26 protein-coding genes are annotated in these 21,662 nt (G+C 44.5%); 22 read left to right on the forward strand and 4 right to left on the reverse strand.

The features are described from left to right. Positions 1 to 609: 609 nt before the first annotated feature. From JI667_RS16220 to JI667_RS16265, 10 genes are all read left to right on the forward strand, one after another. Positions 610 to 831, forward strand: coding sequence for an AtpZ/AtpI family protein (locus JI667_RS16220; RefSeq protein WP_206857066.1), 222 nt, complete (start codon positions 610 to 612; stop codon positions 829 to 831). A 6-nt stretch (positions 832 to 837) separates the two neighbouring features. Next, on the forward strand, positions 838 to 1,212 hold the full coding sequence (locus tag JI667_RS16225) for an ATP synthase subunit I (protein WP_206857067.1): 375 nt from the start codon (positions 838 to 840) through the stop codon (positions 1,210 to 1,212). Positions 1,213 to 1,234: 22 nt separating this feature from the next. Then, the gene (gene atpB, locus JI667_RS16230; RefSeq protein ID WP_206857068.1) at positions 1,235 to 1,948 is read left to right on the forward strand and encodes a F0F1 ATP synthase subunit A; all 714 of its coding nucleotides are present in this window, start codon (positions 1,235 to 1,237) and stop codon (positions 1,946 to 1,948) included. Between the two features lie 77 nt (positions 1,949 to 2,025). After that, positions 2,026 to 2,241: a F0F1 ATP synthase subunit C gene (atpE, locus tag JI667_RS16235; RefSeq protein ID WP_206857069.1), complete on the forward strand. Its 216-nt coding sequence runs from the start codon at positions 2,026 to 2,028 to the stop codon at positions 2,239 to 2,241. A 138-nt stretch (positions 2,242 to 2,379) separates the two neighbouring features. Beyond that, positions 2,380 to 2,904, forward strand: a complete 525-nt coding sequence (atpF, locus tag JI667_RS16240; protein ID WP_206857070.1) for a F0F1 ATP synthase subunit B — start codon at positions 2,380 to 2,382, stop codon at positions 2,902 to 2,904. Beyond that, complete coding sequence (locus tag JI667_RS16245) at positions 2,901 to 3,437, forward strand: F0F1 ATP synthase subunit delta (RefSeq protein WP_206857072.1); 537 nt, start codon at positions 2,901 to 2,903, stop codon at positions 3,435 to 3,437. The genes atpF and JI667_RS16245 overlap by 4 nt, the downstream gene beginning before the upstream one ends. 27 nt (positions 3,438 to 3,464) lie before the next feature. Further along, the gene (atpA, locus tag JI667_RS16250; RefSeq protein WP_206857073.1) at positions 3,465 to 4,973 is read left to right on the forward strand and encodes a F0F1 ATP synthase subunit alpha; all 1,509 of its coding nucleotides are present in this window, start codon (positions 3,465 to 3,467) and stop codon (positions 4,971 to 4,973) included. A 71-nt stretch (positions 4,974 to 5,044) separates the two neighbouring features. Further along, a complete protein-coding gene (locus tag JI667_RS16255) occupies positions 5,045 to 5,902 on the forward strand; it encodes a F0F1 ATP synthase subunit gamma (RefSeq protein ID WP_206857075.1) in 858 nt (285 codons plus the stop codon). 69 nt (positions 5,903 to 5,971) lie between these two features. Next, positions 5,972 to 7,375, forward strand: a complete 1,404-nt coding sequence (atpD, locus tag JI667_RS16260) for a F0F1 ATP synthase subunit beta (protein ID WP_206857078.1) — start codon at positions 5,972 to 5,974, stop codon at positions 7,373 to 7,375. A 22-nt stretch (positions 7,376 to 7,397) separates the two neighbouring features. Next, positions 7,398 to 7,802 (forward strand): F0F1 ATP synthase subunit epsilon, encoded by a 405-nt coding sequence (locus JI667_RS16265; RefSeq protein ID WP_034765168.1) that lies wholly within the window; start codon positions 7,398 to 7,400, stop codon positions 7,800 to 7,802. A 41-nt stretch (positions 7,803 to 7,843) separates the two neighbouring features. Here JI667_RS16265 and JI667_RS16270 read toward each other — a convergent pair whose 3' ends face one another. The 3 genes from JI667_RS16270 to JI667_RS16280 form a co-directional block, all read right to left on the reverse strand. Further along, positions 7,844 to 8,515, reverse strand: a complete 672-nt coding sequence (locus tag JI667_RS16270) for a DUF2642 domain-containing protein (protein ID WP_244668362.1) — start codon at positions 8,513 to 8,515, stop codon at positions 7,844 to 7,846. A 243-nt stretch (positions 8,516 to 8,758) separates the two neighbouring features. Further along, positions 8,759 to 9,373, reverse strand: a complete 615-nt coding sequence (locus tag JI667_RS16275) for a hypothetical protein (RefSeq protein ID WP_206857082.1) — start codon at positions 9,371 to 9,373, stop codon at positions 8,759 to 8,761. Between the two features lie 27 nt (positions 9,374 to 9,400). Then, positions 9,401 to 9,859: a hypothetical protein gene (locus JI667_RS16280; protein ID WP_206857084.1), complete on the reverse strand. Its 459-nt coding sequence runs from the start codon at positions 9,857 to 9,859 to the stop codon at positions 9,401 to 9,403. Between the two features lie 229 nt (positions 9,860 to 10,088). Here JI667_RS16280 and JI667_RS16285 point away from each other — a divergent pair, with 229 nt between their 5' ends. The 6 genes from JI667_RS16285 to spoIID all read left to right on the forward strand — a co-directional run bounded on the left by JI667_RS16285 (position 10,089) and on the right by spoIID (position 14,810). Further along, positions 10,089 to 10,325, forward strand: coding sequence for a hypothetical protein (locus JI667_RS16285; protein ID WP_206857086.1), 237 nt, complete (start codon positions 10,089 to 10,091; stop codon positions 10,323 to 10,325). Between the two features lie 413 nt (positions 10,326 to 10,738). Next, positions 10,739 to 10,975 (forward strand): DUF1146 family protein, encoded by a 237-nt coding sequence (locus tag JI667_RS16290; RefSeq protein ID WP_206857088.1) that lies wholly within the window; start codon positions 10,739 to 10,741, stop codon positions 10,973 to 10,975. 219 nt (positions 10,976 to 11,194) lie between these two features. Then, positions 11,195 to 11,944 (forward strand): YwmB family TATA-box binding protein, encoded by a 750-nt coding sequence (locus JI667_RS16295; RefSeq protein WP_206857090.1) that lies wholly within the window; start codon positions 11,195 to 11,197, stop codon positions 11,942 to 11,944. A gap of 32 nt (positions 11,945 to 11,976) precedes the next feature. Continuing rightward, positions 11,977 to 13,281, forward strand: coding sequence for a UDP-N-acetylglucosamine 1-carboxyvinyltransferase (gene murA, locus JI667_RS16300; RefSeq protein WP_206857093.1), 1,305 nt, complete (start codon positions 11,977 to 11,979; stop codon positions 13,279 to 13,281). Between the two features lie 79 nt (positions 13,282 to 13,360). Beyond that, entirely contained in the window at positions 13,361 to 13,516 is a 156-nt protein-coding gene (locus tag JI667_RS16305; RefSeq protein ID WP_206857094.1) for a hypothetical protein, read from the forward strand. 283 nt (positions 13,517 to 13,799) lie between these two features. Then, entirely contained in the window at positions 13,800 to 14,810 is a 1,011-nt protein-coding gene (gene spoIID / locus JI667_RS16310) for a stage II sporulation protein D (protein WP_206857098.1), read from the forward strand. Positions 14,811 to 14,843: 33 nt separating this feature from the next. Here the strand turns inward: spoIID and JI667_RS16315 are convergent, their stop codons facing one another. After that, positions 14,844 to 15,281, reverse strand: coding sequence for a VanZ family protein (locus JI667_RS16315; protein ID WP_206857099.1), 438 nt, complete (start codon positions 15,279 to 15,281; stop codon positions 14,844 to 14,846). Between the two features lie 362 nt (positions 15,282 to 15,643). On the opposite strand from JI667_RS16315, the gene JI667_RS16320 reads away from it, so the two are divergent. From JI667_RS16320 to JI667_RS16345, 6 genes are all read left to right on the forward strand, one after another. Continuing rightward, positions 15,644 to 16,519: a peptidoglycan DD-metalloendopeptidase family protein gene (locus tag JI667_RS16320; RefSeq protein ID WP_206857101.1), complete on the forward strand. Its 876-nt coding sequence runs from the start codon at positions 15,644 to 15,646 to the stop codon at positions 16,517 to 16,519. A 320-nt stretch (positions 16,520 to 16,839) separates the two neighbouring features. Then, a complete protein-coding gene (locus JI667_RS16325; protein WP_206857102.1) occupies positions 16,840 to 17,022 on the forward strand; it encodes a hypothetical protein in 183 nt (60 codons plus the stop codon). A 24-nt stretch (positions 17,023 to 17,046) separates the two neighbouring features. Further along, a complete protein-coding gene (locus tag JI667_RS16330; RefSeq protein WP_206857103.1) occupies positions 17,047 to 17,349 on the forward strand; it encodes a DUF4212 domain-containing protein in 303 nt (100 codons plus the stop codon). Between the two features lie 33 nt (positions 17,350 to 17,382). Beyond that, positions 17,383 to 19,050: a sodium:solute symporter family protein gene (locus JI667_RS16335; protein ID WP_206857104.1), complete on the forward strand. Its 1,668-nt coding sequence runs from the start codon at positions 17,383 to 17,385 to the stop codon at positions 19,048 to 19,050. Positions 19,051 to 19,893: 843 nt separating this feature from the next. Continuing rightward, a complete protein-coding gene (gene spoIIID, locus JI667_RS16340) occupies positions 19,894 to 20,154 on the forward strand; it encodes a sporulation transcriptional regulator SpoIIID (RefSeq protein ID WP_034765200.1) in 261 nt (86 codons plus the stop codon). A gap of 472 nt (positions 20,155 to 20,626) precedes the next feature. Continuing rightward, complete coding sequence (locus JI667_RS16345) at positions 20,627 to 21,637, forward strand: rod shape-determining protein (RefSeq protein ID WP_206857105.1); 1,011 nt, start codon at positions 20,627 to 20,629, stop codon at positions 21,635 to 21,637. Positions 21,638 to 21,662: the final 25 nt, after the last annotated feature.

Raw genomic sequence — 21,662 nt, forward strand, 5'->3', positions numbered from 1 at the left:
CCCTCCGCTTTTCTGCATGTCCAGCTCCGGGGGCTTGGGGCTCGAGGTCATAAGCCAAGCCGACCAAAAAGGCAAAGAGCGCCGTTCCGATCGACTTGTCTTATGCTTGTCGCCCCAGAGCAAGCCCCCTCCGCTTTTCTGCATGTCCAGCTCCGGGGGCTTGGGGCTCGAGGTCATAAGCCAAGCCGACCAAAAAGGCAAAGTGCGCCTTTCCGGTCGACTTGTCTTATGCTTGTCGCCCCAGAGCAAGCCCCCTCCGCTTTTCGCGATGTCCAGCTCCGGCGGGTAGTCCCTCGAGGTCACAACTGAAAAATCCCAAAAGGCAAAAAGCGCCTTTAGGGATTTCCCAGTTGTGCTTGTCGGGCCTGACCAACCCGCCTCCGCTTTTCTACCAAATGTGTTGAAAATGTGAACAATATAGAAACACGTGGATAGGTTGTGAACTTTTTAACTTGAACGCATTGACATAGATTAAGCCCTATTGTATGCTTACAAAGGATGTAAAATGATAAGGTTTTCACAATGAAGAAACCCTTATGCAATCGCTTTTGCGTCCTGTCTGAAATGCTTGCCTCATGTTCAAATTCCGTTTGAATGGGAGAGGTTGAAATGGGTCAAAACAACGAAAGCCCATATAAAGCGATGGCGATTTATTCGGCCATTTTGGCACAGCTTGTCGGGTCTATCTTAGTCGGGATTTTCCTTGGCAGATGGATCGATCAGCAGGTTGATTCAGCACCACTCTTTTTAATCATCGGACTATTCCTCGGTCTCGCCGCAGGAATCTATGCGATGCTTCGAACAGTACGACATTTCTTCTTAGGAGAATAATAAGATATGCCGGAACTCCATCAAATGTTTAATAGACAGCGGAAATACATACTTTACGTGCTATCTATTTACGTCCTGGGCTGGGGATTCACCGCCCACAAATCAATATTCTTAGGGTTAATTTTAGGGACATTACTAAGTCTTTATATGCACTGGGGCATGACCAAGCGGGTCTCGAAGTTCGGGGACGCCGTGGTAGCCGGGCAAAAAGTGAGATCACTAGGAACCACTTCCCGTATGGCCGCAGCCGCCCTTGGAGTCATCATTGCCACACGATTTCCAGAAACATTTCATCTCCTAAGTCTTATTATTGGATTAATGACGACCTATATTGTCATTATGATAGATTATTTTTTCAGCAGCTTCAAAACTAATAAATAGCGGGGAAGAGAGGTGAAGTATTTTGAATCATGGAGCACCTACAGCCCATTTCCTGGGTTTGACTTTTAACCTTGCGAACGTTTTGATGATCACGGTCGCAACGGCCATAGTGTTTGTTATTGCCCTCTTATCTACACGTCGCTTAGCCCTGAAGCCTACCGGTATGCAGAACTTTTTCGAGTGGGTCATGGACTTTGTTAAAGGGATCATTAAGAGCAACATGGACTGGAAGACGGGTGGCCGTTTTCATATCTTAGGTCTCACGATTATCATGTATATTTTTGTATCGAATATGCTGGGTCTGCCATTCTCTGTCGTATATGACGGTGAATTATGGTGGAAATCACCTACAGCCGATCCTGCCATCACGATGACCCTGGCGGTTATGGTCGTGGTACTGTCCCATTTCTATGGAATCAGATTAAAGGGATTTGGTGAATACGGGAAGGATTTCTTCAAGCCGATGTGGTGGTTATTCCCGCTGAAAATCATTGAAGAGTTTGCAAACACTCTTACATTGGGTCTTCGTCTTTACGGTAACATTTATGCCGGTGAAATCCTGCTTGCACTACTTGCGGGTCTTGCCGTTAACGGTGGTATCGGCGGAACGATCGGGGCTATCGCACCAATGCTTGCTTGGCAAGGATTCTCGGTGTTTGTCGGATCGATCCAGGCTTTCATTTTCTGTATGTTAACAATGGTTTATATGGCTCACAAAGTAAGCCACGACCATTAATATATACCTGTTCATTACGGTGGACAAACATATATGTAAAAAATATTTTTCTTATATACTAAAGGAGGAAATTTAGAATGTATCTTATCGCAGCAGCAATTGCAGTTGGTTTAGCAGCACTAGGAGCAGGTATTGGTAACGGTCTGATCGTAGGTCGTACAGTAGAGGGGATTGCACGTCAACCAGAATTACGTGGTACTCTTCAAACAACAATGTTTATCGGTATCGCATTAGTTGAGGCACTTCCTATCATCGGTGTAGTTATCGCTTTCATCGCACTGGGAAGCAACTAATACGGACAGTTTGAATGGCGAAGTTCGTCTAGACGATTATCTTCGCCATTCCTATGTACCAGAGAATAGATTCTTCGCAAGAATGGTTCATTTATAAAAAATACGATCCAATCGATTCTTGAAGGGAGTGAATCGAGTATGTTAACTAACGCATTCGTTATCGGTGAGGCAGCTCATGCCGGCCTGAACACTGGGGATATCGCTTTCCAACTGATCATGTTCCTTGTCCTAATGGCGCTTCTTAAGAAATTTGCCTGGGGTCCATTAATGGGGATCATGCAACAGCGTGAAGACCACATTGCCGGTGAAATCACGGCAGCTGAAAAGAGCCGCACTGAGGCTAACAATATTTTAGAAGAACAAAAGAAACTTCTGAAAGAAGCTCGCCTTGAGGCACAATCTATGATTGAAAACTCTAAGAAACAAGGTTCTGAACAACGTGAAGAGATCATCGCAACTGCTCGTCAAGAGGCAGAGAGATTGAAAGAATCTGCAAAGCGCGAAATCGAAACACAAAAAGAACAGGCTGTGGCTGCACTTCAGAAACAGGTTGCCTCTTTATCAGTACTTATTGCTTCTAAGGTCATTGAGAAAGAACTTTCAGCTGATGATCAACAGAAGTTAATTAATGATTATATTCAAGAGGTAGGGGAAGAGCGATGAGCTACTCTACAGTTGCAAAGCGCTATGCGTTAGCTCTTTTCGAGATTGCCCAAGATCATAATCAGCTTGAAGGAATCGAAGAAGAGCTTCGTACAGTGAGAGCGGTTTTCCTTGAGAACACCGAATTAACGGTTCTCTTTGAAAATCCTAAGCTTACGTTAGATAAGAAGAAGTCATTGATTCAGGAAGCATTTTCTACAGCTTCCCCGTATGTCTTGAACACCCTGATGCTGATGACGGACCGTCACCGTACGGGCGAAATCACAGGAGTCGTAGAGGCATTCATCGAACTGACCAATGAAGCACGCGGGATTGCAGATGCGACAGTATACTCTGTACGTCCTTTAACAGAAGATGAGCAAACAGCATTGTCGTCTTCTTTTGCAAAAAAAGTCGGAAAACAATCATTAAGAATTACCAATGTGACAGACGAAAATTTACTGGGCGGCATCAAGGTCCAAATCGGGACACGCATCTATGATGGAAGCCTGCAAGGTAAATTGACTCGTCTTGAGCGTGAACTAATTCGTTAACTTTCGTATAAATGAGGGGTGAAATTCATGAGCATCAAGGCGGAAGAAATCAGCGCGCTGATAAAAAAGCAAATTGAAAACTATCAGTCTGAGATGAAAGTAAGCGATGTAGGTACAGTTATCCAAATCGGTGACGGTATCGCTCGTGCTCATGGCCTCGACAATGTCATGGCTGGAGAGCTTGTTGAATTTTCTAACGGTGTCATGGGTATGGCACAGAACTTAGAAGAAAACAACGTAGGTATTATCATTCTCGGACCATATACTGACATTCGTGAAGGCGATGAGGTTCGTCGTACTGGACGTATCATGGAAGTACCAGTAGGACAAGAACTAGTTGGTCGTGTAGTAAACTCACTTGGACAACCAGTTGATGGATTAGGTCCAATTGCCACAACAAAAACACGTCCGATTGAAAGTGGAGCACCTGGTGTTATGGATCGTAAATCCGTACACGAGCCACTTCAAACGGGTATCAAAGCGATCGATGCGCTTGTTCCAATCGGTCGTGGACAACGTGAATTGATCATCGGTGACCGTCAAACAGGTAAAACATCTGTTGCCATCGATGCGATTCTGAACCAAAAAGACCAGGACATGGTATGTATCTACGTAGCCATCGGTCAAAAAGAATCAACTGTACGTAACGCGGTTGAAACCCTGCGTAAGCACGGTGCATTAGATTACACAATCGTTGTAACAGCATCAGCTGCTTCACCGGCTCCAATGCTATTCTTAGCACCTTACGCTGGTATCACAATGGGTGAAGAGTTCATGCATAACGGCAAGCACGTTCTTGTTGTATATGATGATCTTTCCAAGCAGGCTTCTGCTTACCGTGAGCTTTCCCTATTATTACGTCGTCCTCCGGGCCGTGAAGCATTCCCTGGTGACGTATTCTACTTGCACTCCCGTTTACTGGAGCGTGCGGCGAAATTGAGTGATGCTAAAGGTGGCGGTTCCATCACAGCATTACCATTCGTTGAAACACAAGCAGGAGATATCTCCGCTTATATCCCGACAAACGTTATCTCCATCACGGATGGACAGATTTTCTTACAATCTGACCTATTCTTCTCCGGTGTACGTCCGGCGATTAATGCGGGTCTTTCCGTATCACGTGTTGGTGGATCTGCACAAATCAAAGCGATGAGAAAGGTATCCGGTACGCTTCGTCTTGACTTAGCGGCTTACCGTGAGCTTGAAGCATTCGCTCAGTTCGGATCAGATCTTGATAAAGCGACTCAAGCGAAACTGAATCGTGGAGCGCGCACAGTAGAAGTACTGAAACAGGATCTTAACAAACCACTTAAAGTTGAAAAACAAGTCATGATCTTCTATGCACTGACAAAAGGTCATTTAGATGATATTCCAGTAGTAGATATTCGTCGTTTCGAGTCTGAACTTCTAAGCTGGTTAGATCACAACCATACGGAACTGTTAGACCATATTCGCACGACTAAAGGTCTTCCTGAAGACGATGCAATGAAAGCTGCGATCAATGAATTCAAGAAGACGTTCATCAAGTCTGAATAAGGGATGATAGGGAGAAGGGCCATAAGCCCGGCTCCCTATATCTGACAATATGTAAAGGGTGGTGAGAACCAGTGGCATCGTTACGCGATATACAAACTCGTATTACTTCTACCAAAAAGACAAGTCAAATCACCAAAGCAATGGAAATGGTATCGGCTTCCAAATTGAATCGTGCTGAGACGAATGCTAAGTCATTCGTTCCTTACATGAACAAGATCCAGGAAGTGGTGACATCCGTTGCAGCGGGCAGTCAAGGTGTGAGGAATCCGATGCTAGTCTCCCGCCCCGTTAAAAGAACCGGGTACCTGGTTATTACATCAGACCGCGGTTTGGCGGGGGCATATAACAGTAGCGTAATCCGCGCTGTTAGCAATCGAATTAAAGAGCGTCACAGCTCGAATGATGAATTCGCCATTATTGCTCTGGGCCGTGTCGGTGCTGATTTCTTCCGTAAAAAAGGCTACAATGTCATGGAATCCGTCGTTGGTCTCCCTGATCAACCGAACTTCGCTGACATTAAAGATATTGCAAACAAAGCGGTTAATATGTTCTCGGCTGAGGCATACGATGAACTGTACATGTTCTATAACCACTATGTAAGTGCCATCCAACAGGATGTTACGGAGAAAAAAGTATTACCGTTAACGGATCTGACTCCTTCTGGAAAGCTTGCTTCATATGAATTCGAGCCTTCTGCAGAGGAGATCCTTGAAGTGTTGCTTCCTCAATACGCTGAAAGCTTGATTTACGGTGCGTTACTTGACGGTAAAGCAAGTGAGCACGCCGCTCGTATGACAGCGATGAGAAATGCAACCGATAATGCGAAGGAAATCATCAGTGACCTTACACTGAAATTTAACCGTGCGCGTCAAGCAGCGATCACTCAGGAAATCACTGAGATCGTCGGCGGGGCAGCTGCACTCGAATAGAACTTTTACGGTATTAGACCGTTTAGACTTCATAAAGTTTTTGTCAAAAGCTAGTTAGGAGGGAAAGAGATGAACAAAGGACACGTTCTTCAAGTAATGGGTCCAGTTGTTGATGTCAAGTTCGCCAGCGGGCAACTTCCTGATATCTACAACTCTTTAAAGGTCCAAATTGCAGATAGAGCTGAACTTACATTAGAGGTTGCCCTTCACCTAGGTGATGATTCTGTACGTACGATCGCAATGGCTTCTACAGATGGTTTACAACGTGGAGCCGATGTACTTGATACAGGCGCGCCAATCTCTGTACCAGTAGGGGATGTTACATTAGGTCGTGTATTCAACGTTCTAGGTGAATCAATCGATTTAGATGAACCTGTTGATGCAGGCGCACGTCGCGATCCAATTCACAGACAGGCACCTACATTCGATCAGCTTTCTACAGAAGTTGAGATTCTTGAAACAGGTATCAAAGTAGTAGACTTACTTGCTCCATACATCAAGGGTGGTAAGATCGGTCTATTCGGTGGTGCCGGTGTTGGTAAAACCGTATTAATCCAGGAGCTTATCAACAACATCGCTCAAGAGCACGGTGGTATCTCTGTATTCGCCGGTGTTGGAGAGCGTACTCGTGAAGGAAATGACCTTTTCCACGAGATGAGCGATTCTGGCGTTATCAAGAAAACAGCGATGGTATTCGGACAAATGAATGAGCCGCCAGGAGCGCGTATGCGTGTTGCCCTGACAGGTCTTACAATGGCTGAATACTTCCGTGATGAGCAAGGTCAAGACGTACTTCTGTTCATCGATAACATCTTCCGTTTCACGCAAGCAGGTTCTGAGGTGTCTGCCCTACTAGGTCGTATGCCATCTGCCGTTGGTTACCAGCCGACACTTGCCACTGAAATGGGTCAACTGCAAGAGCGTATCACGTCAACAAACGTAGGTTCTGTCACATCGATCCAAGCGATCTATGTACCTGCCGATGACTATACGGATCCGGCTCCTGCAACGACTTTCGCTCACCTTGATGCAACAACGAACCTTGAGCGTAAGCTTTCTGAAATGGGTATCTATCCTGCGGTAGATCCATTGGCTTCGACTTCCCGTGCTCTTTCTCCAGAGATCGTTGGAGAAGAACACTACAATGTTGCCCGTAACGTTCAACAAACGTTACAGCGTTATAAAGAACTTCAAGATATCATCGCGATCCTTGGTATGGATGAGCTTTCTGATGATGATAAGCTGACAGTACACCGCGCACGTCGTGTACAATTCTTCTTATCTCAAAACTTCCACGTTGCAGAACAGTTCACAGGCCAAAAAGGTTCTTACGTAGAAGTGAAGGACACAGTTAAAGGCTTCGTTGATATTCTTGCAGGTAAATACGACCACATCCCTGAAGATGCATTCCGTCTGGTAGGTCCGATCGAGGACGTATTGGCTGCAGCGAAAGAAATGGGCGTAGAGGTATAATTAGGGACCAGGAGGGAAGAAAATGAAGACATTAAAAGTCAATATTGTCACTCCCGATGGCCCAGTGTACGATTCAGAAGTGGAAATGGTGAGCACGAAAGCTCAAAGCGGTGAGCTTGGAATCTTACCTGGACACATTCCGATGGTTGCTCCACTACAAATCGGTGCGGTTCGCCTGAAAAAAGGTGGCAACACTGAGCTTGTAGCTGTCAGTGGCGGATTCTTAGAAGTACGTCCTGAACAAGTGACAATTCTAGCACAGTCTGCTGAAACAGCAGAAGCTATCGATGTACAACGCGCGAAAGAAGCAAAAGGCCGTGCAGAAGATCGCATGCAGGCACAACAGGATGACGTAGATTTCCGTCGTGCCGAACTCGCTCTTAAGCGTGCCATGAACAGAATTAACGTTTCCGAACGTAATTTCTAAATAATGAAGAAACCACCTTTCAAGTCGAAAGGTGGTTTTTTTTATGGTAAATGAACGGTCTGAATATGCTGCATATTCAAGTAGATGGAATCCCCTTTGGCCGTAATCATTTCCATGATGTTCCCGTCCACTTTCTCAATCTTACCGATCAACTCTTCATTGACGCCAAGATTCAATACGACAAGGTGGCCGGTCAGTTTTTCAATCTGAACCTCAAAGCTCCTCGCCAGGGAGATGGCGGTTGATGGATTGACGGGAAGGTTCTCTTTTGCGAGGCGGAAAGGTGACTGATTCGTCGAATAAGGAATCAACCATTTTAAATGCTGCAGGGAGATATACATCGTTTTATAAACAGGGGAATAGAAGGAGAAGTAGTTATTCATGATGCCCGTAATATAGCCGTGAATCGGCTGATTGCCCATCGTGTAAATTTCAAGGAAGACTCCTTTGGCCGTCGTCAGAATTTTTCTCAGTGACAACTGATCCTCCTGCTCGAGCTGGGGACTTTCCTTTGGTTCGTTGATCCCGATGAATTCCTTCGTTACGATCGACAAGTTTTTAATATGGGAGGTAGAGATATAGATATAATCTTCTCCGTTATAGACGATCAGAACTTCATTGCCCACTTCGATTAAGTATCCATTGATCGTCTTCTTACCAGTCAGTTCAATAATGACCGCTTCTCCGGTGAATTTCGAATAGACATTTTTCATGCGCATGTTACTCCTTTCTGAACAGTGTAGCTATTCATTTCATTGATTCTTGCCCAAGATACTTTGTCCAGATTCTTGGATCAAATCAGTTTGAATAGATGAAGCCGTTGACAAGATGTTAAGAACAATCCCAGCACCCTCTTGGAAGAACCCCATAGTGGATACTGAGATTATTTTTCTATTAAACAATTTGTTCATTGTATTTGCCCATTCCCGAGTTTCATTATATTGAATAGAGAACCATTACTTGGAAGAATTGGCTCCTTCAATTTCATCAAGGTAAAAGGCGGGCTTACGTTTTTTCACATTTTTACTTGAAGATTTACTTGAAGATTTATTTGAAGATTGTTTCTGTGACGATGCTTGAGCAGATGAATCTTCATTTTTGGACGAACCGTCGGACGAATTTGACGATCCGCTGTCAGTGTCAGTGGAAGTCGTCTTCTTAGACGCATCATATACGTTCAGAACGGAAGAATGCTTCAGGTAAACTCTGTCCTTCCCTTGAGTCAACACGAGGTGATCATTTTCCACTGCTGATAGAATACCGGAATAGGATGCTTTTCCGGTACCGTTGATCGTCACCCAGTTAAGCAGGCTCTGAGACAAGACGTCCGAAATCTTTTCCCCTTTTAGATGATCACCGGCAACCGGCAATGCTTTTACATATTTAGAGCTCTTGGTCACAGACTGGATTTGTGAAATCGGATAATATAATGTTTCGTTTTCACTTGAATAGATGGTCAACATTTCAGCACTGACCTCTGCCAGCTGACCTGACAGCTTCGTGCCGTCATTCAACATAATGTTAAGTTGATGTCCGGTCAATGCTTTTAATGAATCATTGAAATTACTCATTTATGCTCCTCCTTACTCTCTAGAGAATTACTTCTCTTCTTCCGTTTTCTCTTCTTTTTCCGGCTTCACGCCGTAGCTGATGCTCTTGATATGATACGTAGCTAGGCGGACAACTTCTTCATTTAACACCAGCGTGACGAATTCATCACTTGAATGATCAAGGATCCCCTCGATCTTTTCAGGACCTCCGCGGTTGATCTTGACCCATTGGTATTTCAAGCTTGTGAGCAATGTACCCAATGTGTCTTCTTTCATAAATTCCAAACCTTCTTCTGACAGTTCTTCCTTAACCGGCATCCCAGTCTTGATGTTTTGAGAAATACTCTTTACATGTGCCGAGTTGAAGTAAACGACTCCATCTTTTTCAGACAGCAGGGCAAAGTGATCGTCCCCTCCATACAAAAGCTTTCCTTCACGTGACTCAGGGCCTCCACGGTTCACCTTTACCACTTTTCCTACCAGTGATGACAATAATTCTCTATTCATACTAGTTCCCTCCAGTTATCTAAACGTTTTCACTTTATGTATATGTGACAGGCCGTGACGGCGTACTATTACAGAAGCCCTTTTTATAGGACTAGTCGTCGGGATTCAGGGATCTTTCGTACACTATCATCCTTTCATCGTGATAAAAAGGGCTCAGAAAACGGGGGGACAACCCATACGCCACACCACCCAGACACGTAAACTAAAGAAAGAACAAAAAGGAGATGAAATGATGAGCACGAAAAGAGGGCAAGGAAAAGGTCAGAACCAATGCAAACAATACGGGGAATACCAATGGATGATGGGAGAAATGGGTAACCAAGACGCTAAAGGCGGCAAAGGCAAACAGAAGGACCAGGGCAAAGGAAAAGGCAAACAAGCCAACTGCGACTGTCAAGGCTACTACTACGAATGCATGGAAAAACGCCAAAAAGGCAAAGGCAAAAATAAAAACAAACGCAAATAACCCCACCCAGCATCCCCCTCCACACCTCCCCCAAAAAACTCAAAAAAACCACCCATTACAATCCCCTGTAATGGGTGGTTTTTTTGAGGGACGGACCTCACCATATAAGAAACAAATATTAAAAAAACATAGTATCCATCACGTTTACCGATCGGAAATATATCAAAACAGCGTTATTTTGAGGGACGGACCTCCACGAACGTCCACGACGTAACTCTACATACAAAGAAAAATCCCGGAATAGAAATCACCCGTATGGAAGCGTCATCCCACACCCCCGATGAAAACTAAAAACCAGCAAAATTTCAATGCTTAACTCAACTTAAAAATTTTGTAAAATGGATGTGTTGTTACAGAATTATGTGGTAGAATGGTCTATGTGCGTCAAAATGATTTAAAAGGGAGTGAGAAGAGTGGTGGAAAGCTTTGGACAACAGGCCCTTATCAGCATGCTAGTGCATCTATTTGTGTTCGGGATCACGTTTTGGTCACTGCAAGCCATTCAGTTAGACAAGCTCCTGAAGAAAAATCGAGTCGCTCAAGGGAGACTATTGTATATCCTGTTGACGGTCGCAATCGGGTCAGCCGTCAGCCGTTTTTTACTGGATTATTACCTTTGGTCTCAAAGCTTGCCTGTTTTCTTTGAATAAGTAGAGTTTCTGACAAAAATAGGTCTTCCTGCATGTTTTCAAGGGATCCTGATTTGAGTAAGATTAATTTTGTGTTCGTTCCTTTGTGAAAAAGTTTCAAAGTGAAACCCTTTTCACCGGACGACCGGAAAGCCTCAATAATTGTAAAAAGATGACGACTATTTTCAAGTATGTTCTCCTCCTATTCGGACAGACTTAAGGTAAGGGGAGGAATGAAAAATGGGTCGGTATCTTTACATTATTTTAATCTTTTTCGTTGGATTAGGTTTTCTTACTGTCTATAATGGGAACAACACTATCGAAGCCAAACATTTATTAGACATTGAAAAGCTTGATCAAGCCATTGTTCATTCTCAGGGTCAGATAACTGAATGGTCTCTATATGCAAGAGAAAACAAAAAAAGCTTCACGAATAAAGGGTTTGCCAAATATAGTACTACTATGCAAGAAACATTTTCTGATTTTGACTGGGTGACGCAAAAGTCAGCTGAAGAAGTAGTGGTTGTGGGACAACGTCAGACGTCTCACGGGGAAGAAACCATTAAGTTTCAGAGGACCCTCACAAACGAGCACTCGGTTTCGTATATTATGTATGAAATGCGGGGAAATCAGAAAGCGTTGGGAACAGATGCGAAGCAGTATATCAAGTCTGAATTCATCCCAAATATGGAAATCATTTTTACTACTAAACCGTTGATTTTCTCTTGTATAAAAGGCGAATTCAATGATAAGCTTGAGAAAGTTTTGTCGAATCAGGCTGTCGAATTAATGTCGAAATTAGACGCAAAAGAACTGGAATCACTTAAAGAAGAAGACTTTTATTCCATTTCAGCTTACTCGGAACAAATGTCACGGACTATACCTACAAAAAATGATGATATGAATATACAACTAGGCTTACGGAAAAATGGAATGGGCGCTAAGACAACCTTTGTGATTGGCACACCCATCCTAATTATTGAATATTAATATAGAGAAATTGGACGCGGAGGGGAATACTCTTGGAAAAAATTATCGTCCGCGGCGGTCAGCGTTTAAGCGGTACAGTGCAAGTTGAAGGAGCTAAGAATGCCGTTTTACCAGTCATCGCTGCTACATTATTAGCAAGTGAAGGAAAAAGTGTCATAAAAAATGTACCACCACTCTCCGATGTATATACGATCAATGAAGTATTACGTCATTTAAATACAGATGTAGAGTTTAACAATGGTGAAGTCATCGTGAATGCATCAAGAGAGTTGTTTATTGAAGCACCGTTTGAATATGTGCGTAAAATGCGTGCATCCGTTCTTGTAATGGGATCACTCTTAGGGCGAACAGGTAAAGCGCGTGTCGCTCTTCCTGGTGGCTGTGCAATTGGATCAAGACCGATTGACCAACACTTAAAAGGCTTCGAAGCAATGGGAGCCAAAGTGAAGGTAGGAAATGGTTTCATCGAAGCTGAAGTAGATGGAAGACTAAAGGGTGCCAAGGTGTATCTGGACTTCCCAAGCGTTGGGGCTACAGAAAACATCATGATGGCAGCGGTTCTTGCAGAAGGAACAACCATCTTGGAAAACGTAGCAAAAGAGCCTGAAATCGTCGACCTAGCGAACTTCCTGAACAAAATGGGAGGAAGCGTAGTAGGTGCAGGAACCGGCACGATCCGTATCGAGGGTGTAGACCGTCTGTATGGCGTGGAGCACAGCATCATTCCTGACCGTATCGAAGCAGGTACCTTCATGGTTGCAGCTGCGATCACACAAGGTGATGTCCTTGTAAAAGGAGCAATCCCTGAACACTTATCTTCATTAGTGGCGAAGATGGAAGAGATGGGCGTTACGATCATCGACGAAGGAGATGGCCTTCGTGTCATCGGACCTGAAAAGTTGAAATCCGTCGATATCAAAACGATGCCTCATCCAGGATTCCCGACAGATATGCAATCCCAAATGATGGCATTGCTTCTAGCAGCAGACGGTACCAGCGTCATCACTGAAACAGTTTTTGAAAATCGTTTCATGCATGCAGAAGAATTCCGTCGTATGGGCGCAGACATCAAGATTGAAGGCCGCTCTGTCATCATGAACGGACCAACACCTCTTCAAGGGGCGGAAGTGGCTGCAACGGATCTTCGTGCAGCAGCAGCACTTTCCATCGCTGGTCTTGTCGCAGACGGTTACACTCGCGTGACAGAACTAAAGCATTTAGATCGTGGATATGTGAACTTCCATCAGAAGCTTGCAGGCCTTGGTGCCGATATCGAGCGTGTGAAGGAAGTGGAGGAAACACCTGTTTCTGAGCAAGATATGATTAAGGATGCATAAATAGGTAGATCAAAGGTGAGCTCTCTTATAGGAGCTTGCCTTTTTTGTTTGGTTTTTTGGTGTGGGTGACGTGTGACTGGTGATGTTGTTAGTTGGTAAAAAAAGTAATTCGGCTGGATTAATGATCATTTCGGCTGAAATGTGGTCGATATCGGCAGGATTTTTCATGAAAGTGGCTGGATTTTTCCGCATAACGGCTCTATTCCAGAAGAAAACGGCAGGATTTGGAAACTGAGAGACCGAGATCATAGTGAAGATCGAGTGTCAGCAACGATATATTTTCAAAAACGCCACACTTCTTTTCAAAAACCTCATTTTATTTTCAAAACTACGGCATTTATTTTCAATTCCAACATTTTATTTTCAAAAAACCCATTCCCTTGCATACTATCATTCCCTACCCTCAAACTCTCCCAATTCACAATCATAATTGCTTGTCCACTACCATACATATGAAAGAGAGTGGAGAAGTGTGCAAGGACATTCTCCTATTTAATCTTTCATTGGAGGCCGCGAACATGAAGCAGTTGAAACCCGTAGTGATCATCTTCTCAATCTTTATCAGCATCATTTTTATTGTACCCACTCTGCTGGTACTCCCATTTTCATCAGACAAGGATACGGCAAACCTGGACGAAAAGCTGAAAAGCCCACCCGTGGAAGAATTGGCAGACTCGGTCGAGGTGGCGGTCTACCGTTCGAGCCAGGATCTCATTGAAAAGCTGCCCCTGGAGCAGTATGTAGTAGGTGTGGTGGCGGGTGAGATGCCGGCGGATTTTGAAGAGGAAGCCTTAAAGGCACAGGCTCTTGCAGCAAGGACGTATATCGTGAATCAGTTACTTTCAGATGATTCCTCCGTGCCGAAGGGAGCCGATGTGACGGATACCGTATCCCATCAGGTGTATAAAAATCAAAAAGAACTGGCCACCCTGTGGGGATCTGATTACGACTGGAAGATCAAGAAAATCTCAGCAGCGGTCCTTGAGACCAAGGGTAAGGTGCTGACATATGACAATAAGCCGATTACTGCCGCCTTCTTCTCAACGAGCAACGGCTACACGGAAAATTCAGAAGCGTATTGGGCCGATGATATTCCGTATTTACGAAGTGTGGAAAGCCCGTGGGATAAATCATCGCCGAAATTCGAGGACCAAAAAATCATCCCGATCAAGGAATTTGAACAGAAACTTGGCGTCACGCTGCCAAAGGATGGATCCGTCGGGACGATCACGTCAAGAACCGAGGGCAAGAGAGTGGCCAGCGTCGAAATTAACGGCAAGGGATTCTCAGGCCGTGAAATAAGAGAAAAATTAGAACTCCGATCATCAGACTTCACCTGGTATAAAAAAGACGATCACATTGTCATCGCCACGAAAGGATTCGGCCATGGCGTCGGTATGAGCCAATACGGAGCCAATGGGATGGCCAAGGAAGGCAAGGATTATCAGGACATCGTGACCCATTATTACAAAGATGTCAAAATCACAGAATCCAGTAAACTCCTTCAGAAGGTAACGGCACAAAGATAAGAAAAAGGATTGAGTTCGGTCTCGTGACCAGACTCAATCCTTTTTTAGATAGTCTTCAAATCTCCTCATCTTCTTTGTCAGCCCGTGATCCGGATTTCGGAAATAGGTGCGGTTCACAATCCAAAACAGGACCGTCACCCCGATCAGATCCTTGGCGGCATCGATCATCGTGGACGACCGATACGGAACGAAGGATTGATGGATCTCATCCACGAAGCCATAAAAGATGGAAATCAGTGCGGCGGTGAAATTCAGCGTGAACCGAAGCTTTGCGTGAGCAAGCAAGGCAATCACGAATAATCCATACAAGATGCCGAATTCGACTAAGTGAAGGGACTCTTTCACAAACCGGTCCACGCCGTCATCCGGGATCCGTAACACGGCATCATCGGGATTGCTCGACATGACCCAAATCAAGATCATATAAAGAAAAGGCGCGGCCGTCAGCATATATTTAAGTAACTTCTTCATATTCATGTCGTCCTTTCTGTTTTTATTATTGTACCATGCAGGGTGATAACGGGAATCTCTTAGATTGATATTTCCTGGGTTTGTCACATGTTGACTAATTTCCAGCTTTTCATATTTTAGTTATATTAGAACCTTATTCTTATAAGTTGATTGAAGCGTAAGGTGCTCGACTCCTGGGGGAAGGCTCACCGCCAGCCCCGCGGAAATCAACCAACACACGCTTTTTTAATAAAAATGTCAATGAATTTCACAATCCATACATATTCCTCCCCACTTTGTCGAAACATAAGAAATTAAAAATTTTTTGCCAATGTGTATATATTTTCAGAATTCTGTTCAGAATGATTGCAGAGGTGATGAAAATGAGAGAGGAAGAAAAGAAACACCCTTCTCAAAACTTTTTGAAAAGACGTTGGGCATACCCAGCAATCTATTTAGCAAGTGCAGCAATCATTATCACGGGGATTCTGTGGTACCAGGCAGGAAATGATGTAAACGAGAAAGCCAAGGATTACAGCTATGATGGAGTTCCTACCGATAATGAGTTCAACCAGCCTGCAGAAGAAGTCAATCGTTCATTGGAAAACTTTGTAATGCCTGTTTCAAGTCCTGAAGATACAGTTATCGAAAAACAATTCTACGACACTGAAGCGTCAGCCGAAGAACAGGAAGCAGCCCTAGTCGTTTATGGAAACATGTACTATCCGAACCAGGGAGTCGACATCTCGAAAGATGGGAAAGAATTCGATGTACTGGCTGCCATGAGCGGTACCGTCACAAAGGTTCAAGAAGATTCCCTACTTGGGAACACGATTGAAATCGAGCACAGCAAAGGCATCGTGACTCGTTATCAATCAGTGAAAGACTTTGAAGTCGCGGTTGGAGATGTAGTCGATCAAGGACAAGCCATTGCGAAAGCAGGAAAGAGCTTATTCAATGAAGAAGCGGGCGTTCACGTACACTTTGAAATCCGTAAAGCGGATGTAGCCGTGAATCCACTGGAATACTTCAATAAGTCTCTTGCCACACTTCAAGAGGCACAGCTTGAAGACAAGAAAGTTTCAGGTGAACAGCCGGATGCAGAAGCTGCAGAAGAAAATGCCGTAGAAGATCAAGCTAGCGAGAACAAAGCTACTGAAGACAAAGGCGAAGCTGAAGAAAACAAGTCCACTGATGAAAAGCAGGACCAGGCCAAGCCGAAACAAGAAAGCCAAGACAACGCTAAAGACGAAGAGTAATCAAATAAATGAAGACTGGCCTTTTTACAGGTCAGTCTTTTTTTATATGCCAAAAAATTTCCTTGGAAATTCGACAGAGTGGAAGCTTTGCTGGGAAAATGTTTCTATCGTAAATATATATACAAAGAGGATCACAATCTGAAATAACCTTATTTCAGTAAAATGAAAGATAAAAAAGTGACGTGGTCATGTCGTTATTTGTTTATTGACCAAGCTTTTCCCAGTAAAGATAATGAATGCATATATAAATTTCAGAAAATTAAGTCTCTTGCAGATGGGAGGTTATCGAGAACCAAGACTAGCATTAAGGAGGTGAAACGTTGATTTCCTTCATGGCATTTTTACTTATCACAGGTGGGTGTATCATCCTTGCCCTCAGAAAAAAGCGGGCATTCTTTCTGACCATTCCATTTCTGTCTTTATTCATTTATTTTATTGTTCAGATCGCCATCGTTCCGGTGCCGTTTTTTGAAACCGTGAAATTCATTTTCAGTTTAAAATAATGAGCTTGAAAAGGGGTTACATACATGAAGAAGATTGATAGAGCGAAAGCCGATCAGTATTTTAAAGAAAAAAATCGATATATGGCGCTGTACTTAGTCATCTGGCTCCTTTCTTCCTTTGGTGTGGTGCTGTTTGCCGAACGTCTGTCCACGTTCGCCATCAACGGATTTCCGTTCCATTATTTCATGGGGGCACAGGGGTCGATCATCATTTTCATCATCCTGCTTTATGTCAATGCGAAGGTGAGTGACAGTATCGACCGGAAATATGGACTTGATGAAAGGAAAAATGAACAGATCAGCTATGGGAAGACGCTGGATCATTAAACTAAAAAGAGAAGAAACAGGGGGAAAGAATGAATGGATACTCAGTTTATCGTATCGACGTCTATTATTCTCTTGACGTTTGCGTTATATATCGGCATTGCAGTTTATAACAAAGCGAAGGCGACATCGGACTTCTATGTAGCGGGTCGCGGAGTTCCACCGGTCTTCAATGGGATGGCGATCGGGGCCGACTGGATGAGTGCGGCTTCATTCATTGGACTGGCGGGTACCGTTATGATCCTCGGCTATGATGGACTTGCCTATATCATGGGCTGGACGGGAGGATATCTATTATTGACCTTCCTGCTCGCCCCGCAGCTCAGGAAGTACGGGAGATATACGGTGCCGGAATTTATCGGGGACCGGTACAACAGCCATACGGCTCGGGTCATTGCCGCCATCTGTACGATCATTATCAGCTTCACGTACTCGATTGGCCAGCTGTCCGGATCGGGTGTCGTCATCGGGCGTCTTTTCGAAATTGATGCCAAAGTCGGTACGATGATCGGGGTCGTCCTCATCGCCTTCTATGCGGCGTTCGGGGGGATGAAGGGGATCACGTGGACACAGGTAGCTCAGTATATCGTGTTGATCATTGCCTACTTAATTCCCGTCATCTTCATGTCCCTCCAGATAACAGGGAATCCTGCCCCGTGGCTCTCTTATGGGGAGCTGGTGGGGAAAATCGGTGAACTCGACCGAGAGCTTGGCGTTTCGGAATACTTCGCTCCTTTTACCAACGGGACGAAGTGGCAGTTCCTCGCCCTCATGTTCACCTTGATGGCCGGTACAGCAGGACTTCCCCACGTCATCGTCAGGTTTTATACGGTATCGACGATGAAGGCGGCTCGCTGGTCGGGGGCATGGGCACTGCTCTTCATCGGTCTTCTCTATCTTTCAGCGCCTGCTTATGCGGCGTTCTCCCGGTTTATTCTGATGACCAAAGTAGCGGGAAGCAAAATCAGCGACCTGCCAGCCTGGACGACGTCATGGGTGGATACGGGGAAACTGCAGGTGGCCGATGCGAATGGGGACGGAATCCTTCAATGGAAGGAGATCATTATCTCGAATGATATCGTCGTCATGGCGACGCCTGAGATTGCGAACCTCGGCGTGTTCGTCATCGGACTTGTCGCAGCCGGCGCCATGGCAGCGGCCCTGTCGACGGCGGGAGGATTGATGATCGCCATATCTTCTTCCTTTGCCCATGATATTTACTACCGGGTTTTCAAGCCGAATGCGACAGAGCGGAACCGTCTGGCGGTTGCACGCTGGTCGATCGTAGTGGCGACAGTCCTCGCCGGAGTGGTTGCGCTGAATCCGCCGGGAGTCATCACTCAAATCGTTGCCTGGGCCTTCGCCCTGGCCTCAGGAACGTTTTTCCCGGCCCTGTTGCTCGGAGTCTGGTGGAAGCGCTCCAACGCCCAGGGGGTGATCGCAGGGATGCTTGTGGGCCTCGCCGTGACCCTCACGTATATCTTCCTGGCGCGTTCAGGCGTCACCTTATTTGGAATCATTGATACGGGAGCAGGTGTGTTTGGAGCGACGTCAGCAGCCATCGCCAATATCGTGGTGTCCCTTATGACGAAAGCTCCTTCTCAGAAGATCCAGGAAGAAGTAATGGATCTCCGTTATCCGGAACAAATGACGTTTAGAGACGGGGAAGTTTGGGTGGATGACGAGGTAGAGTTTAAAGGGTGAGAAGTGTTTTTAATAAAAAATATGAAATGCAGCATTACTGAAACTCGCCGTAGTGAATATGGCGAGTTTCTTTATTCAGAATAGGTTTTTCCTTTATAGAAGAGCCAGCATATAAGCGGAGATATTCCGGTTAAAGTCAGCTGAACATTATTTTTGAGCGAAATAAGCGGAGATTTTCCGCTAACGAGCAGAAAAAACGACCCATATTCGTATGATTGAGCAAATAGGCGGAATCTTTCCGTCTATTTCAGCTTTTTAGTAGTATCCATAACTAATTAAGCGGAATTTTTACGTCTAATTATCAGCTCTGAAGCTCGATTTCCCATGCGCCCCATCTTGAAACCAGATGCGGTGATCGGCAGCTTTCATTCATTTACAGGTAAGGCATTTTTCATATAAAGAAAATCATCAATGATCAGACAATTAACTGAAATCATCGACTCATTTCTCAGGAAATAGTGGAGAGAAAGAGAATGTATACACATGATGTCGAAACATATGTCATCTCCTCACATTTCCCCGGGAAGGTCCGTCCCTCCATTTATTTTTCAGAAAATTCAATCGAAACCTTGTCCTTATTGTGTTTTTTGTGCATATATGTGGGCACAAGCTAATAAAATGAAACAAACCTATCAAAATAGAGAGTGTTTGAGGTGAGGAATCGTCGTTATACCATCGATCATTAGCTGAATATTTGTTTATACGTTGTAACATCAGGAAGCTGTCGCCATAAATAAGGCTTTCTGCCGTTTGCCCATGGGTAAAGGGTCTGCACTATATCATTGATGCGAAAGCGAGTCTCATTTCACACTTCTCACATCCAATTTAGGGAGGTCGAGTGGTGTGCACGATTACATCAAAGAGAGAACAATCAAGATTGGTAAGTATATCGTGGAGACGAAAAAAACTGTTCGTGTAATTGCGAAGGAGTTTGGCGTGTCCAAAAGTACTGTCCATAAAGATTTAACAGAACGACTGCCAGAAATTAATCCGGATCTCGCAAATGAAGTCAAAACCATACTTGATTACCATAAATCTATCCGGCATCTACGAGGTGGAGAGGCAACCAAGCAAAAGTACAAAAAAGAAGAGCTCCACAGCTAACCAAAATACGCCAAGCCCCAGAGTGATGGGTCATGCTTGGTGTGTTTTTATGTTTGTAGGTGTTAGAGTGAAAATTTGTACGAAATTAGACTGCTGATTATTCCGTTTTTTTCAGGAGAATAATGAGGAAAGTTCAGCAGGTGAATATCGTCTGAAATTCAGCAGCTGCTTTCACGAACCATTTTACCTGTCAAAAACCAGCATACGATCAGCAGCTGAACATAATCACCACCATCCCCCAATAAATCTTAACACTCCTGTAACATCCACACCCTAACCACCTATCTATTTCCAATTAAATAACAATCTCAATACATTTTTTTGACAAATACCATCTCACTTCGACATATTTATGGTAAAATAATTAATTAGGTGAAAGTTCTGCCTTAACGTTAAAACGTAATGACATACTAGTGAAATCATAGATGAATGACGTTCATGAATTTGTAGGAGAAGAAGGGAGAAACATAAGATGTTTGCGAAAGATATTGGGATTGACCTTGGTACGGCTAATGTATTGATTCATGTAAAAGGAAAGGGAATCGTCTTGAATGAGCCATCGGTTGTGGCGCTTGATAAGAATACGGGGAAGGTATTGGCTGTTGGAGAAGAGGCACGCCGCATGGTTGGACGTACTCCTGGGAATATCGTGGCGACCCGCCCGTTAAAAGACGGAGTCATCGCTGACTTTGATGTTACAGAAGCAATGTTGAAGCATTTCATTAACAAGCTGAATGTAAAGGGTTTCCTTTCAAAGCCACGCATCTTGATCTGTTGCCCTACAAACATCACGAGCGTTGAGCAAAAGGCGATCAGGGAAGCGGCTGAAAAGAGCGGCGGAAAGAAAATCTATCTGGAAGAAGAGCCAAAGGTGGCGGCAATCGGTGCCGGCATGGACATCTTCAATCCAACGGGTAATATGGTCGTGGATATCGGTGGAGGAACGACGGATGTAGCGGTTCTTTCCATGGGTGACATCGTAACGAGTCAGTCCATCAAAATGGCCGGAGATAAATTTGATCACGAAATTCTGAATTATATTAAAAAAGAGTACAAGCTTCTGATCGGGGAGCGTACAGCTGAAGATATCAAGGTGAACATCGGAACGGTATTCTCTGAGACACTTGATGAAGACCGCAGAGAAATGAGCATCCGCGGCCGTGACATGGTATCTGGTCTGCCTCGTACCATCACTGTGACGTCGAAAGAGATCGAAGGGGCGCTTCGTGAATCAGTGGCTGTCATCGTCCAGGCTGCAAAGAATGTCCTTGAGAAGACTCCGCCTGAATTATCAGCGGATATCATTGACCGTGGAGTCATCTTAACGGGTGGTGGGGCCCTTCTTCACGGAATGGACACCCTGCTTGCAGAAGAATTGAAAGTACCTGTATTAATTGCTGAGAACCCGATGGATTGCGTAGCAATAGGGACAGGATTGATGCTTGAGAACATCGATAAAATTTCCAGAAGAAGAATCGTGTAAAACGATCGCACCATGGATCCGATAT

Origin of the sequence: Bacillus sp. NTK074B (genome assembly GCF_017303375.1) — a bacterium.
GTDB lineage: Bacteria > Bacillota > Bacilli > Bacillales > Bacillaceae_B > Rossellomorea.